Annotated in this window: 15 protein-coding genes; 7 read left to right on the forward strand and 8 right to left on the reverse strand. The window is 72.7% G+C overall.

What is annotated here, in order from left to right; translation table 11 throughout:
* Positions 1-64: 64 nt before the first annotated feature.
* On the reverse strand, positions 65-478 hold the full coding sequence (locus ACZ7KF_RS20485) for a TlpA family protein disulfide reductase (protein ID WP_471076639.1): 414 nt from the start codon (positions 476-478) through the stop codon (positions 65-67).
* A gap of 75 nt (positions 479-553) precedes the next feature.
* On the opposite strand from ACZ7KF_RS20485, the gene ACZ7KF_RS20490 reads away from it, so the two are divergent.
* The gene (locus ACZ7KF_RS20490; RefSeq protein WP_471076641.1) at positions 554-970 is read left to right on the forward strand and encodes a DUF4395 domain-containing protein; all 417 of its coding nucleotides are present in this window, start codon (positions 554-556) and stop codon (positions 968-970) included.
* Between the two features lie 187 nt (positions 971-1,157).
* Positions 1,158-1,886, forward strand: a complete 729-nt coding sequence (locus ACZ7KF_RS20495) for a lysophospholipid acyltransferase family protein (RefSeq protein ID WP_471076644.1) — start codon at positions 1,158-1,160, stop codon at positions 1,884-1,886.
* Positions 1,887-1,940: 54 nt separating this feature from the next.
* On the opposite strand, the gene ACZ7KF_RS20500 is transcribed toward ACZ7KF_RS20495, so the two are convergent.
* From ACZ7KF_RS20500 to ACZ7KF_RS20515, 4 genes are all read right to left on the reverse strand, one after another.
* Positions 1,941-2,531 (reverse strand): transglutaminase-like domain-containing protein, encoded by a 591-nt coding sequence (locus ACZ7KF_RS20500; RefSeq protein ID WP_471076647.1) that lies wholly within the window; start codon positions 2,529-2,531, stop codon positions 1,941-1,943.
* Between the two features lie 86 nt (positions 2,532-2,617).
* Positions 2,618-3,688: a threonine aldolase family protein gene (locus ACZ7KF_RS20505; RefSeq protein ID WP_471076650.1), complete on the reverse strand. Its 1,071-nt coding sequence runs from the start codon at positions 3,686-3,688 to the stop codon at positions 2,618-2,620.
* Positions 3,685-4,443 carry an SDR family NAD(P)-dependent oxidoreductase gene (locus ACZ7KF_RS20510; RefSeq protein WP_471076653.1) on the reverse strand — a complete coding sequence of 253 codons (759 nt, stop codon included), beginning with the start codon at positions 4,441-4,443 and terminating at the stop codon, positions 3,685-3,687. The genes ACZ7KF_RS20505 and ACZ7KF_RS20510 overlap by 4 nt, the downstream gene beginning before the upstream one ends.
* Before the next feature lie 38 nt (positions 4,444-4,481).
* Entirely contained in the window at positions 4,482-5,879 is a 1,398-nt protein-coding gene (locus ACZ7KF_RS20515) for a DUF6421 family protein (RefSeq protein WP_471076656.1), read from the reverse strand.
* A gap of 405 nt (positions 5,880-6,284) precedes the next feature.
* On the opposite strand from ACZ7KF_RS20515, the gene ACZ7KF_RS20520 reads away from it, so the two are divergent.
* Positions 6,285-6,968 carry a glycerophosphodiester phosphodiesterase gene (locus tag ACZ7KF_RS20520; RefSeq protein WP_471076660.1) on the forward strand — a complete coding sequence of 228 codons (684 nt, stop codon included), beginning with the start codon at positions 6,285-6,287 and terminating at the stop codon, positions 6,966-6,968.
* Between the two features lie 28 nt (positions 6,969-6,996).
* On the opposite strand, the gene ACZ7KF_RS20525 is transcribed toward ACZ7KF_RS20520, so the two are convergent.
* Complete coding sequence (locus ACZ7KF_RS20525) at positions 6,997-7,536, reverse strand: GNAT family N-acetyltransferase (RefSeq protein WP_471076663.1); 540 nt, start codon at positions 7,534-7,536, stop codon at positions 6,997-6,999.
* A gap of 71 nt (positions 7,537-7,607) precedes the next feature.
* On the opposite strand from ACZ7KF_RS20525, the gene ACZ7KF_RS20530 reads away from it, so the two are divergent.
* On the forward strand, positions 7,608-8,000 hold the full coding sequence (locus ACZ7KF_RS20530) for a VOC family protein (RefSeq protein WP_471076666.1): 393 nt from the start codon (positions 7,608-7,610) through the stop codon (positions 7,998-8,000).
* Positions 8,001-8,055: 55 nt separating this feature from the next.
* On the opposite strand, the gene ACZ7KF_RS20535 is transcribed toward ACZ7KF_RS20530, so the two are convergent.
* Positions 8,056-8,637 carry a MarR family winged helix-turn-helix transcriptional regulator gene (locus ACZ7KF_RS20535; protein ID WP_471076669.1) on the reverse strand — a complete coding sequence of 194 codons (582 nt, stop codon included), beginning with the start codon at positions 8,635-8,637 and terminating at the stop codon, positions 8,056-8,058.
* Positions 8,634-10,310 carry an FUSC family protein gene (locus ACZ7KF_RS20540; protein ID WP_471076672.1) on the reverse strand — a complete coding sequence of 559 codons (1,677 nt, stop codon included), beginning with the start codon at positions 10,308-10,310 and terminating at the stop codon, positions 8,634-8,636. Before ACZ7KF_RS20540 ends, ACZ7KF_RS20535 begins: the two co-directional genes overlap by 4 nt.
* Positions 10,311-10,486: 176 nt before the next feature.
* On the opposite strand from ACZ7KF_RS20540, the gene ACZ7KF_RS20545 reads away from it, so the two are divergent.
* From ACZ7KF_RS20545 to ACZ7KF_RS20555, 3 genes are all read left to right on the forward strand, one after another.
* Positions 10,487-11,056, forward strand: coding sequence for a DUF5134 domain-containing protein (locus tag ACZ7KF_RS20545; protein ID WP_471076675.1), 570 nt, complete (start codon positions 10,487-10,489; stop codon positions 11,054-11,056).
* A gap of 161 nt (positions 11,057-11,217) precedes the next feature.
* Positions 11,218-12,153, forward strand: coding sequence for a M56 family metallopeptidase (locus ACZ7KF_RS20550; RefSeq protein ID WP_471076678.1), 936 nt, complete (start codon positions 11,218-11,220; stop codon positions 12,151-12,153).
* A gap of 183 nt (positions 12,154-12,336) precedes the next feature.
* Positions 12,337-13,056: a phosphatase PAP2 family protein gene (locus ACZ7KF_RS20555; protein WP_471076681.1), complete on the forward strand. Its 720-nt coding sequence runs from the start codon at positions 12,337-12,339 to the stop codon at positions 13,054-13,056.
* The last annotated feature ends 83 nt before the right edge of the window (positions 13,057-13,139 follow it).

Raw genomic sequence — 13,139 nt, forward strand, 5'->3', positions numbered from 1 at the left:
CCGACGGGCACAGTCAAGTGGGTTCCGCGATCTGGAAGGTGTCTCACCATTCCCTGACGTCCCCTCACACGGTCTCCCCCAGGGCCGCGATGACGTCGGCCTTGCGGGGCTGTCCGGTGGCGCGCCGCACCACTCGTCCGCCGGCGTCCAGGACCAGGACGGTGGGCGTCTTGAGGATCCCCCACTCGCGCACGAGGTCCAGCCGGGCCTCCGCGTCGATCTCGACGTGGGTCACGCCCGGGACCATGCTCGCGACTTCACCGAGGACGCGCCGGGTGGCCCGGCAGGGCGCGCAGAAGGCGCTGGAGAACTGTACGAGCGTGGCACGCTCGCCCAGTTCACCGCCGAGTCCGGCCGCTGCGAACCGCTTGCCCTCGTCACGCCCGCGCACCCGTACTCTCCCGTTCCGTCGCCTGTGCAGCACTCCGTAGGCGCTCGCCGCCGCGAGCACCGCCAAGCACATCACCAGTCCACTCATCTTCCGCACAAGCATTCACGAGACTGCAAAGATTCCCGGCTCCCGGGAGGGTTCCCCCTGCGGAATGCTTGATTCATGGACATCGACGCACGGGGGCCGCGGTTCGCGGCGGCCGTCACCACGGCCGTACTGGCGGTGGCGCTGAGCACGGAGAACCCCTGGGTGCTGGGCTGGCAGACGCTGGTCTTCGCACTGGGCGCGGCCGGGGGCGTCGACCGCTCGCCGTACGGCTGGGTGTTCCGGACGGTGATACGCCCGCGGCTCGGACCGCCGAGGGAGTTCGAGCCGCCGCAGCCGCCGCGGTTCGCGCAGACCGTCGGCCTGGTGTGCGCCGCGCTCGGTCTCGCCGGGTTCACCGCGGGGCCGGAGTGGCTCGGGCTCGCGGCGACCGGGGCCGCGCTCGCCGCCGCCTTCCTGAACGCGCTGTTCGGCTACTGCCTGGGGTGCGAAATGTTCCTGCTTCTACGGAGAGCGGCGGCACGGGCGGAGTGAGGCGGACTCGCAGATCCGAGGTGGGGGTTAGGCCGACGTGACGAGGATCTCGCCACAGGGGGGCACCAGGACTGGCTCCCCGTCCGTTCTTCGGGCACGATCTGCGAGACACCGTAAACCTACGGCTGCGTAACTTCCCGCCGGGAAGCCCCTTTCCCGAGCAGAGCAGAAAGGGTCCGCCCCGCCCATGGCAGAGCTGGTCTACCGTCCCGTCATCGGTTTCGCCAAGACGTTGTTCAAGGTCTGGGACCTGAAGATCGATTGCCAGGGTTCGGAGAACATCCCGCGCGCGGGCGGCGCCGTGCTGGTGAGCAATCACATCAGCTATCTGGACTTCGTCTTCAACGGCCTGGCCGCCCTGCCGCAGAAGCGCCTGGTGCGTTTCATGGCGAAGGAGTCCGTCTTCCGCCACAAGGTGTCCGGGCCGCTGATGCGCGGGATGAAGCACATCCCGGTGGACCGCGCGCAGGGCGAGGCGGCGTACGCCCACGCGCTGGACTCGCTGCGCTCCGGCGAGATCATCGGGGTGTTCCCGGAGGCGACCATCTCGCAGTCCTTCACGCTGAAGAGCTTCAAGTCGGGCGCGGCCCGGCTGGCCCAGGAGGCGGGCGTCCCGCTGATCCCGATGACGGTGTGGGGCACGCAGCGGCTGTGGACGAAGGGGCAGCCCCGCAACTTCAAGCGCAGCCACCTGCCCGTCACGATCCGTGTCGGCGAGGCGGTGGAGGCGCCCCGCGACCAGTACGCCGGTGCCATCACCCGCCGCCTGCGCGAGCGCGTCCAGGAGCTGCTGGAAGCCGCCCAGCGGGCGTACCCGGGCCGCCCCAGGGACCCGGAGGACTCCTGGTGGCTGCCGGCGCACCTGGGCGGCACGGCACCCACGACGGAGCAGCTGCGCGCGGCCGAGGCCCACTGAGACCGCGACGCGCCGCCGGTGACCCCGCCCCCGTCGCGGGGGGAGCAAGCCTTCTCAGAGGGTGTCGGGGAGCGTCCGCCACAGGGACGGGCGGTCGGGGGCTGCCCGGAGGGCGGCCATGACGGCCGGATGCGGTTCCGCGTACAGGACCGGATGATCCAGTTCCTGGGAGGCCGGGTCCGGGGTCCAGGCCAGTCGCTCGCCGTCCAGGGAGAACCGGGCGTCGACACCCGGTTTGTTGCCGCGGGGGTCCTGACGGTGCCAGGCCCCGCGGAAGCGGACGGCGACCAGACCGTGCACCGCGTGGCCGCCCTCGCCGTCGGCCAGGCGTTGATAGCACAGGGCGGTCGGGATGTCCTCGGCCCGCAGCAGGGCGGCCAGGGCGTGGGACTTGGCGTAGCAGATACCGGTGCCCAGGGCGAGCACGTCCGAGGCGCGCCAGGTGACGCGGAGATCCCCGGAGTCCTGGGAGTGCGGGATGGTGTCCCGTACGAACTCATAGGCGACCCGCGCATACTCATACGAGTCGGCGGCCTCCGCCGCGAGGCGCGCGGCCGTCCGCCGGACCACTGGATGATGGTGGTCGATGACCTCGTCGGCGGCCAGATAGGCGGACAGGTCGGCAGTGTTCTGGATCAGCTCCATGCCCGCAGAGCATAGAAATGCGATCACCCGAGAGTCAATGACTTTTCAGGTGACCGCATATCTATGCATCAAGAGGGGAGGGCCCGCTACCGGGCCATCTCCTCCTTCAGGGCCGCCACGAACGTGTCGACGTCGTCCTCGGTCGTGTCGAAGGAGCACATCCAGCGCACCACTCCGGCGGCCTCGTCCCAGAAGTAGAACCGGAACCGCTTCTGCAGCCGCTCGCTCACGTCGTGCGGGAGCTTGGCGAAGACGCCGTTGGCCTGCACCGGGTAGAGGATCTCCACGCCGTGCACCGCGCGGACGCCCTCGGCGAGCCGCTGGGCCATCTCGTTGGCGTGGCGGGCGTTGCGCAGCCACAGGTCCTTGGCGAGGAGGGCCTCCAGCTGCACGGAGACGAAGCGCATCTTGGAGGCCAGCTGCATCGACATCTTGCGCAGGTGCTTCATCTGCCGCACCGCGTCCTGGTTGATGACGACGACCGCCTCGCCGAACAGCGCGCCGTTCTTCGTCCCGCCCAGCGAGAGGATGTCGACGCCGACCGCGTTGGTGAACGTCCGCATGGGCACGTCCAGGGAGGCGGCGGCGTTGGCTATCCGGGAGCCGTCCAGGTGCACCTTCATGCCGCGCGCGTGGGCGTGCTCGCAGATCGCGCGGATCTCCTCGGGCGTGTAGAGCGTGCCCAGCTCCGTGCTCTGGGTGATCGAGACGACCTGCGGCATCGCGCGGTGCTCGTCCTCCCACCCCCAGGCCTGCCGGTCGATCAGCTCGGGCGTGAGCTTGCCGTCGGGCGTGGGCACGGTGAGCAGCTTCAACCCGCCCATGCGCTCGGGCGCGCCGCCCTCGTCCACGTTGATGTGCGCGCTCTCGGCACAGATCACCGCGCCCCAGCGGTCGGTGACCGCCTGGAGCGCGACCACGTTCGCCCCGGTGCCGTTGAAGACCGGGAAGGCCTCCGCGGTGGCACCGAAGTGGCCGCGGACGATCCGCTGGAGATTCTCGGTGTAGTCGTCCTCGCCGTAGGCCACCTGGTGGCCGCCGTTCGCGAGCGCGACGGCGGCCAGGATCTCCGGGTGGACTCCGGCGTAGTTGTCACTGGCGAAACCGCGGACCTGCGGGTCGTGATGGCGACGCGCGTCGGTCTTGGGAGGATTCACGGCTTCTCGGTCAGCCACAGACGGTTTCCGTTCACTTCGGCGGGGGGCTTGCTCCAGACGCCCTCGACGGCCTCGGCCAGGTCCTTGACGTCCGTGAAACCCGCGAACTTCGCGTTGGGGCGCTCGGCGCGCATCGCGTCGTGCACCAACGCCTTCACCACCAGGATGGCAGCCGCCGAGCGCGGCCCCTCGGCGCCCTCGGCGATCCCGGCCTTGCGGAAGCCGTCGGCCATCGCGAGCGTCCACGCCTCGGCCGCGGCCTTGGCGGCGGAGTACGCCGCGTTGCCCGCCGTCGGCTGCGACGCGCCGGCGGCGCTGATGAGCACGTACCGGCCGCGGTCGCTGCGCTGCAGGGCGTCGTAGAAGGCGAGGGACGTGTGCTGGACGGTGCGGACGAGCAGCTTCTCCAGCAGGTCCCAGTCGGCCAGGTCGGTCTCGGCGAAGGTCGCGCTGCCGCGCCAGCCGCCGACGAGGTGGACCAGGCCGTCGACGCGGCCGTGGTCCTTCTCGATGCGGGCGGCCCAGTCCCGGGTGGACCGCAGGTCGAGCAGGTCGACGGTCTCGCCGGTGACCGTGGCGCCGCCGCGGGCGTAGCGCGCCGCGTCCACGGCCTCCGCGAGGCGTTCGGGGTTGTTGTCCGCGCCGACGACGACCGCGCCCGCCTCCGCGAGCCGGACCAGCGCCGCATGCCCGGCCGGCCCGCCCGCGCCGGCCACCGCGATCACCGCACCACTGAGAGACCCGTTCCCCACCATGTTCTTCCCCTCTTGAGCTGTGTTCCGGAGGCGGTCGCTCACGCGGCGATCCGCTCGGCGGTGTCCGCCGTGATGCCCTTGGTGGAGGCGATCACGTTCTTCAGCTTCTTGGACAGCGCCTCATAGAACATGCTCAGCGGAAACTCGTCCGGAAGCACGTCGTCCACGAGCTTGCGCGGCGGCAGGCTCAGGTCCAGGGCGTCCGGACCCTTGGCCCACTTGGAGCCGGGGTGCGGGGCGAGGTAGGTGGAGACCAGCTCGTAGCCAGCGAACCAGTGCACCAGCTTCGGGCGGTCGATGCCGTCCTTGTAGAGCTTCTCGATCTCGGCGCACAGCTGGTTGGTGACCTGCGGGGCGCGCTCCCAGTCGATGGCGAGCTTGTTGTCGGTCCAGCGGACGACGTCGTGCTTGTGCAGGTAGGCGAAGAGGAGCTGGCCGCCGAGGCCGTCGTAGTTGCGGTTGCGGTCGCCGGTGACCGGGAAGCGGAACATCCGGTCGAAGAGCACCGCGTACTGCACGTCACGGGCCTGCGGGACGCCGTCCGCCTCGAGCTTCACGGCCTCCTTGAAGGCCGTCAGGTCGCAGCGCAGCTCCTCCAGGCCGTACATCCAGAACGGCTGGCGCTGCTTGATCATGAACGGGTCGAACGGCAGGTCGCCGTGGCTGTGGGTGCGGTCGTGGACCATGTCCCAGAGCACGAAGGCCTCTTCGCAGCGCTTCTGGTCGTGGACCATCGCGGCGATGTCCTCGGGCAGCCGGAGGCCCAGGATGTCGACGGCGGCGTCGGTCACGCGGCGGAAGCGCGCGGCCTCGCGGTCGCAGAAGATGCCACCCCAGGAGAAACGTTCCGGCGCCTCACGGACGGCGATGGTCTCCGGGAAGAGCACCGCGGAGTTGGTGTCGTAGCCCGAGGTGAAGTCCTCGAAGGTGATGCCGCAGAACAGCGGGTTGTCGTAGCGGGTGCGCTCCAGCTCGGCCAGCCAGTCCGGCCAGACCATGCGCAGCACGACCGCCTCCAGGTTGCGGTCCAGGTTGCCGTTCTGCGTGTACATCGGGAAGACGACCAGGTGCTGGAGGCCGTCCGTGCGGTTCGCGGCGGGCTGGAAGGCCAGCAGGGAGTCCAGGAAGTCCGGGACCTCGAAGCCGCCCTCGGCCCAGCGACGCAGGTCCTTCACGAGGGCCTGGTGGTAGGCGGCGTCGTGCGGGACCAGCGCGGAGAGCTGCTCGACCGCGCCGGCGACCCGCTCGACGGCGGCCACGGCGTCGGCCCGTTGCGGGGCGCCCTCGGCGTCGAAGTCGATCGACCCGTCCTTCGACTGCCATGGCCGAATCTGCTCCACGGCATTCTTGAGCACAGGCCAAGCCGGGTGCTCAACCACCCTGGTCAGCGAAGGAACCTGTCCCTCCGCACCCGCCTGCACAAGAATTTCCGTCATGTCCCATCCTCCACGGGAGAACCTCGCGTATGGACACCGTATGCATACCCTGTTTCTCCCAGCAAGAGCCTGATCAGAAAATTATTCTGTCCAGCCGCTTGGTCACCGATGTTTTTCCTGTCGTAAACCGTGACGACGCTCACTTCCGCCCGTCGGCATCCGGACGTGGACGGGCGGCCGTCCCGTCGGTCAAGGGCACGGGGACTCGCCCACGGGAGAGTGACGGCCAGGGCGGGTACCGGCCAACTGGCGCCCGACCCGCACCCCGAATGCCCGGCGCAGCTGCGGGTTCAACGCGCGGCCGGGCCACTAGGCTGCGGCCTTGCCGCGTGGACGACGAGGGTCCGGTACGGGGGCCGTCGGTCGCGCGTCGCCGAGCCGCCGTCGACGGAAGCGAGTCGAACCTTGAACTTCCTTACCATCGGTCACCGCGGGGTCATGGGCGTCGAGCCCGAGAACACCCTCCGTTCCTTCGTCGCCGCGCAGCAGGCCGGCCTCGACCTGATCGAACTCGATCTGCACCTGAGCAAGGACGGCGCCCTGGTCGTCATGCACGACGCGGACGTGGACCGTACGACCGACGGCTCCGGACCGATCGCCGACAAGACCCTCGCGGAGCTGCGCGCGCTGGACGCCGGCCGCGGGGAGCGGGTACCGGTGTTCGAGGAGGTTCTGGAGGCGGTGCGCACGCCGCTGCAGGCGGAGATCAAGGACGTGGCGGCGGCACGGGCGCTGGCCGAGGTGATGCACGCGCGGGACCTGACCACGCGGGTGGAGGTGTCCTCGTTCCACGACGAGGCGGTCGCCGAGATCGCCCGCCTGGTGCCGGGCGTGCGCACCGCGCTGATCGCCAGCCGCTACGGCACCGACGTGGTGGAGCGCGCGGTCGCCGTGGGCGCCGCGACCGTGTGTCTCAACATCCGCCGGCTCACGCTGGAGATCGTCCAGCACGCGCGCGCGTCCGGGCTGCGGATCATCGGCTGGGTGGTCAACACCCAGGATCACCTGCGGCTGGTCCGCGCGCTGGAGCTGGACGGGGCGACCACCGACTATCCGGAGATCAAGCGCACGGGCCGCTTCACCGCGTGACCCGGTGCCGGCCCTCCGCGCACGAACGTCACACCAGCGGCTTGACCAGCAGCTCGAACCGCAGGTCGGCGCGCTGCGGAATGCCGTAGCGCTCATCGCCGTACGGGAACGGCCTCGTCCGTCCCGTGCGGCGGTAGCCGCGGCGCTCGTACCAGGCGATCAGGTCGTTCCGCACGGAGATCACCGCCATCTGCATCTCGGTGGCCCCCCAGGTCTCCCGGGCCAGGCGCTCCGCCTCCGCCATGACGATCCTGCCGACACCCGCGCCCTGCAGCGTGGGGGTGACCGCGAACATGCCGAAGTAGGCGTGGTCGCCGCGGTGTTCCACCTGGCAGCAGGCGACGACGCGGCCGTCCTGCTCCACGGCCAGCAGCCGGCTCCGTGGTGACTTGATCACCTCCAGCACGCCCTGGGGGTCGGTCCGCTGCCCCTCCAGGATGTCCGCCTCGGTGGTCCACCCGGCCCGGCTGCTGTCGCCCCGGTACGCCGACTCGATCAGTGCGACGAGGACGTCGACGTCGGCGTCGGTGGCGTCGCGGAAGGTGAGTCCGGTGGCAGGGTGTTCCATGACGGCGGTCTCCGATCTCGGGCGTGGCTGAGCCAGCGACGAGAGTAACGCTGCCACTAGGCTCCGCCCGCATGGTGCATGTACTCAGCAGCCGGATCCTGCTCCGGCCCACCGACCCCGAGCGCTCCCGCACGTTCTACGGCGAGCAGCTCGGACTGGCCGTCCACCGCGAGTTCGGTACCGGCCCCGAACGGGGCACGGTCTATTTCCTGGGCGGCGGCTTCCTGGAACTGTCCGGCCGTTCCGAGGCCCCCTCCGCGCCCGGGCCACGCCTGTGGTTGCAGGTCGAGGACGCCACGGCCGCCTGCGCGGAGCTGCGGGCACGGGACGTCGAGATCGTCCGGCCGCCGCTGCGGGAGCCGTGGGGTCTGATCGAGATGTGGATCGCCGACCCGGACGGCACCCCCGTCGTCCTGGTGGAGATCCCGGCGGACCATCCCCTGCGCTACCGGCCCGGGATCTAGCCGGCCGGGCGCCGGGGGGCGTGCGCGCCACGGCATCCGGCGCCCCGCCGGCCCCTCACGCCCGCAGCGCGTCCATCCGGCCCTCCAGCCGGCCGAGCAACTCGGCGAGCAGTCCGGCCAGCTCGCCCTGCCCCTCGGCCGGCAGCACGGACAGGACGGCCGTCTCGTAGGCGAGTTGCTCGGGGAGGATGCCGTCGACCAGGTCGCGGCCGGAGTCGGTGAGACGGAGGTGGGCGACGCGACGGTCGCGGGTGTCGCCGCGCCGTTCCACCAGGCCGCGCTCGGTCAGCTGCTTGAGCCGCTTGGTGACGGCGGCCCCGGAGGAGAAGGTCTCCCGGGCCAGTTCGCCCGGGGTCAGCTCGTGGCCGGTGCGGCGCAGGGCGCCGAGCAGGTCGAACTCGGGGCGGCTCAGACCGGCCCGGCGCAGCGGCGCGTCCTCGGCCTGCTGGAGCAGGGCGGCGCAGCGGTTGATCCGGCCGATGATCTCCATGGGCCCGGTGTCCAGCTGCGGATGGACGGCCTGCCACTGGCGGACGACGGCGGAGACGGTGTCGCTCCGCACGGGCTCGGCACCGGCCTCCGGCCGGGCACCGTTCGCGTCGCTGTCGAACGTCGGTCCGCCGTTCGTCGCCGTCATGGCCGTATGTCCTCCGTCGTCCTGCCCGGGTCCTGGTCCTGGCCCCGGTCGCGCGGTACGAGCCCCTGACGCCGTACCGTCGCCGCGAGCGTACGGTGTCCGGACTGCTCGGTGAGCACGACCCGCTCCTCGGGCAGGGCGCGCTGCCACCACTCGCCGGAGGCGGCGTCGGCGGTGGCGCGCAGGTCGACCAGGGCGGCGGCGAGGGTGCGGCGGGCGGACTCCAGGGCGCCGGGTGCCGGGCGCGGCTCGGCGAGCAGGCGGGCGGCGTTCTCACGGGCGCGTTCGGCCGCGGTCAGCGCGTGCTCCAGACGGTCGCCCGCGCGCCGGTTGGTGACGGCGACGGCGGCGACGAAGCCCACCAGCGCGCCGACGACGGTGTCCACGACCCGGTCGGTGATCAGCTCGGCCGGGTCCTGGGTGCGGGCGAACTCGGTGATGAGCAGGGCCATGGGGGTGACGCAGACGCTGCCCAGCCAGTAGTTGCGGCCGATGAGCGCCTCCGCGCCGAAGTTGAGGGCGAGGCAGCACAGCACCAGGGCGGCGGGGTGCAGATGGGCGAGCGGGGCGAGGGCGGCGAAGGCGAGGACGCCCACGAGGTTGCCCACGACCCGCTGGACGCCCCGGCTCCAGGTGAGGGTGACGTTGGCCTGGTAGAGGGAAGCGGCGGTCACCAGCGCCCAGTAGGGGCGGCCGACGCCGAGCGCGAGGGCCGCGTATCCGGCGAGGGCGCAGCCGAGGGCGGTGCGTGCGGCGAGCGGCGCGAGGGGGGCGAGACGGTGCCACGGGGGCCGGGGCGGCAGGGCGCGTTCGACGGCGACGCCGAGGAGTTCGTCGGCGGTCGCGCGCGGCTGCTCGACGTGCGGGATCCGGCCGGTGCCGCGCAGTGCGCGGGCCCAGGCGCGCAGCCGGGCGGGGTCGGTGTCGGCCGGTGCGGCCAGGGCGACCTCGGCGCGGACGAGGAGCTGTTCGAGGGCGCGTCGGGTGCGGTCGGGGCGGGTGCCGGCGGCGAGCAGCGACTGCCAGGCGGCGTGGATCGCGGCGGCGCTCGCGGCGCGGGCCCGGGCGTGGCCGTCGGCGGTGCCGCGCGTGTCGGCGTACGCGGCGGCGGCGTTCAGGGCCTGGGCGGTGGCGCGGCGCTCGGGGCCGTGCGGGCGCAGCAGGCCGGGTGCCATGCCGACCAGCCAGGCCCAGGCGCCGGCGGCCAGGGCCAACCCGACGTGCCCGGGGAGCTGACCGGGGGTCTGTGGCGCGAACAGCGAGGCGGAGCTGATGAAAGTGAGGACCACATTGCCGGGCGGCCCGATCCGGGTGGCGTCGCACACCGTCTTCTGGAGCGCCGCGAGGACGGCGCCGACGGTGACGAGGACGACGGTGTTCGTGGTGAGCGCCGCGGCGAGCAGGGCGAGGGCGAGGCCGCCGACCATGCCGAGCACCACCCAGGCGAGGGCACGGGCGCGGGCGGCATAGGGCCGGTTGTGGCCGTAGAGCGCGCACAGGGAGCCGGCCATCGTGTACATCGCGAGATCGAGGCGGCCGAGCGCGAGCAGCGTGAGGTTGGGCGGGGCGACGGCGGCGACGACGCTCAGCGCGGGCTTGAACCAGATGTCGGAGGGGCGCCCCAGGCGGAGCGCCGCGGCGAGGGGGAGACGGTGGGGGGAGGTACTGCTCATGCCATCAATTTAGCATGTGTTTTACTCGTGAAACAGTTGCCGGGAGCCGTCGCGAGGGACGGCGGTGACCGCCCGTGCTCCCCCGGATGCTCCCCGCGTACACCCTTGCGCTTGCGTGCGCTCCGCCGCCCCTGGGCATCGCATCCCTGGACCGACCGTCGAGCGGGGAGGTGCGCGTGCACGGACCGGTGTCGACAGCCTGGCTGCTGGTCGCGCTGTGCGCGGTGACCGGGGCCTACTGCCTGCTGCGGATGCGCAGCAGCGTCGAGGAGCAGCGGCGGGCCGCGGGCGGCGAGGCGCTGATGGGGTTCGGCATGGCCGCGATGGCCGTGCCGGCGGCGGTGTTCACGCCACCGCCGTGGGCCTGGCCGGTGTACGCGGCCGTGTTCGGCGCGGCGGCCCTGCGCGCGCTGTGGACCGCGCGCGGCGGCCCGCACCATGTGCACCATCTGGTGGGCAGTGCCGCGATGGTCTACATGGCGGTGGCGATGGCCGCGGCCCCCTCCGCCGCCCCTCACACGCACGGCGGCACCGGCGTACCGCTGCTCACCGGAGCGCTTCTGCTCTACTTCACGGGCTATGTGCTGCTCTCCGGCGCCCGTCTGGTGCCCGCCGCCGCACCGGCGGGCCGGACCGGGCCGGCGAGCGGACGCGGACCGGCCGGTTGGGGCGACCGCCCGGAGCTGGCGCGGGCGTGCCGGCTGTCGATGGGGATCGGGATGGTGGCGATGCTGCTGTCGATGTGAGCGATCGATCGGGACGCGGGGACGCACACATGACCCGGGAACACCGGGAACACCGCGGACGCGCGAACGTGCATGGGCCCGGGGAACGCACGCGTTGTGTACGTCACTTCGGTGCCGGGGACCGTACCGCCCGGCGGCTTCGCGCTCATAGGGTGCTGACCATGATGGTCCCCGTGGCCCTGCTGCTGCTCGGCGCCCTGACCGCCGTCGTCGCCCCGCGGCTGCTCGCCCGGGCGGACTGGCCGGACCGCGAGCCGGTCGTCGCCCTCTGGGTGTGGCAGTGCGTCGTGGCCGCCGTCCTGGCGTGCTGCGCCCTGTCGATGACGCTCAGTGCGGCGGCGGCCTGGCAGGCGGTGCGCGGGCCCGTGTTCGCCTCCGCCCCGCGCGCGGTCGTGGACGCGTACGCCCTCGGCACCGCCGGTCCCTGGGCCGCGCCCACCGCCGTGCTGCTCGCCTGCGGTGGCCTGTGGAGTCTGGCGATGCTGGTCCGCGAGGTCGTACGGGCCAGGGCGCGGCGGCGCGGGCGACGGTCCCGACTGCTCGTGCGCGCGCCGCTGTTGCCGGGCGAGGAGGCGACGAGCCGCCGGCTGGTCGTGCTGGAGGGCGACCGCCCCGACGCCTGGTGGCTGCCCGGGACCGTGCCCCGGCTGGTCATCACCACGGCCGCGCTGCGCCGCCTGAAGGGCCGCCGGCTGGACCCGCTCCTCGCCCACGAACAGGGGCACGCGCAGGCCCGGCACGACTGGCTGCTGCACTGTTCGGCCGCGCTGGCGGGCGGCTTCCCGCAGGTCCCGGTGTTCGCCGCGTTCCGCGACGAGATGCACCGGCTGGTCGAGCTGGCCGCCGACGACACGGCGTCCCGCCGCTTCGGCCGGCTGACCACGGCTCTGGCCCTGGTGGAACTCAACGAGGAGCGGGGCGTGTTCGGGCCCTCGCCGACTCCGCAGGCGCACGTGCCGCAGCGCGTGCACCGGCTGCTGACCGCCCCCGACCGGCTCCCGGCACTGCGCCGCCTGGGCCTGACGGCGACCGCCGCGCTGGCCCCCGTGATTCCCGTACTGGTGGCGCTGGTGCCGGGGCTTCGGGCGCTGGGCTGACGCCGAAGCGGTACGAGACGGTCGGCGAGGGGGTTGGCCGCCCCCTCCCCCGCCCGGGTCGCGCTGTCGTCTCCTGGAACCGTGCCCGGCAGGCACGGGTGATCGCCGGGCCCGGGTGGCCCGCCGTCCGATTCGGGGCATGCCGGTCTTGGCGTCGGCCGTTCCATGCACAAGGATCACGGCATGCACCATCGCTCCACCGCTCCGCCGTCCCCGCCCGCCACCGACCCGCCGCGGCCGTACCGCACCGCCGCCCGTGCGGCCGCCGTCCTCGGCGTCTGCTCGGTGCTGCTGCTCGTCCTCGTCGCGGTGCGCTGGCACCCGCTGACCGGTCTGGACGGCGACATCTCCCGCACCACTCACCGCTGGGCGGTCGACGACCGCGCGCTGACGCGGACGTTCCGGGTGCTGACGGACTGGCTGTGGGACCCGCTGACGATGCGCCTGGTGTGCGGGGCGGCGGCGGTGTGGCTGGTCTGGCGCCGCGCGGCCTGGTGGACGGCGCTGTGGCTGGCGATCACCTGCGCGGTGGCCACTCTCGTGCAGCAGTCGACGAAGGCCGCCGTCGACCGCCCCCGCCCGGTCTGGCCGGACCCCGTCGACTCCGCCCACTACGCGGCCTTCCCGTCCGGGCACGCCATGACCGCCACCGTGGTGTGCGGTCTGCTGCTGTGGCTGCTGCACCGCCACCGACCGGGCCGTGCCCTGTGGCGTACGGCCGTGGCCGCGGCGCTCGTCTCGGTCGTCGGCGTCGGCGTGACCCGCGTGTGGCTGGGCGTCCACTGGCCCTCGGACGTGCTCGGCGGCTGGCTGTTCGGGGCGCTGCTCGTGGCACTGGCCGTGATGGTGTACGAGTGGCCGCGGAACGGACCGCCCGAGCCGCCGGTGCGCCGAGGCGGATAGGCGCCCGGGCACGGCCGCCGTGCTGCTCGGCCGCTCCGGTCGCCGTCCCGTGCCGGGACCGCCGAGCCCCGGCCACGTGCGGG

It is taken from the genome of Streptomyces sp. NPDC038200 (assembly GCF_055600785.1).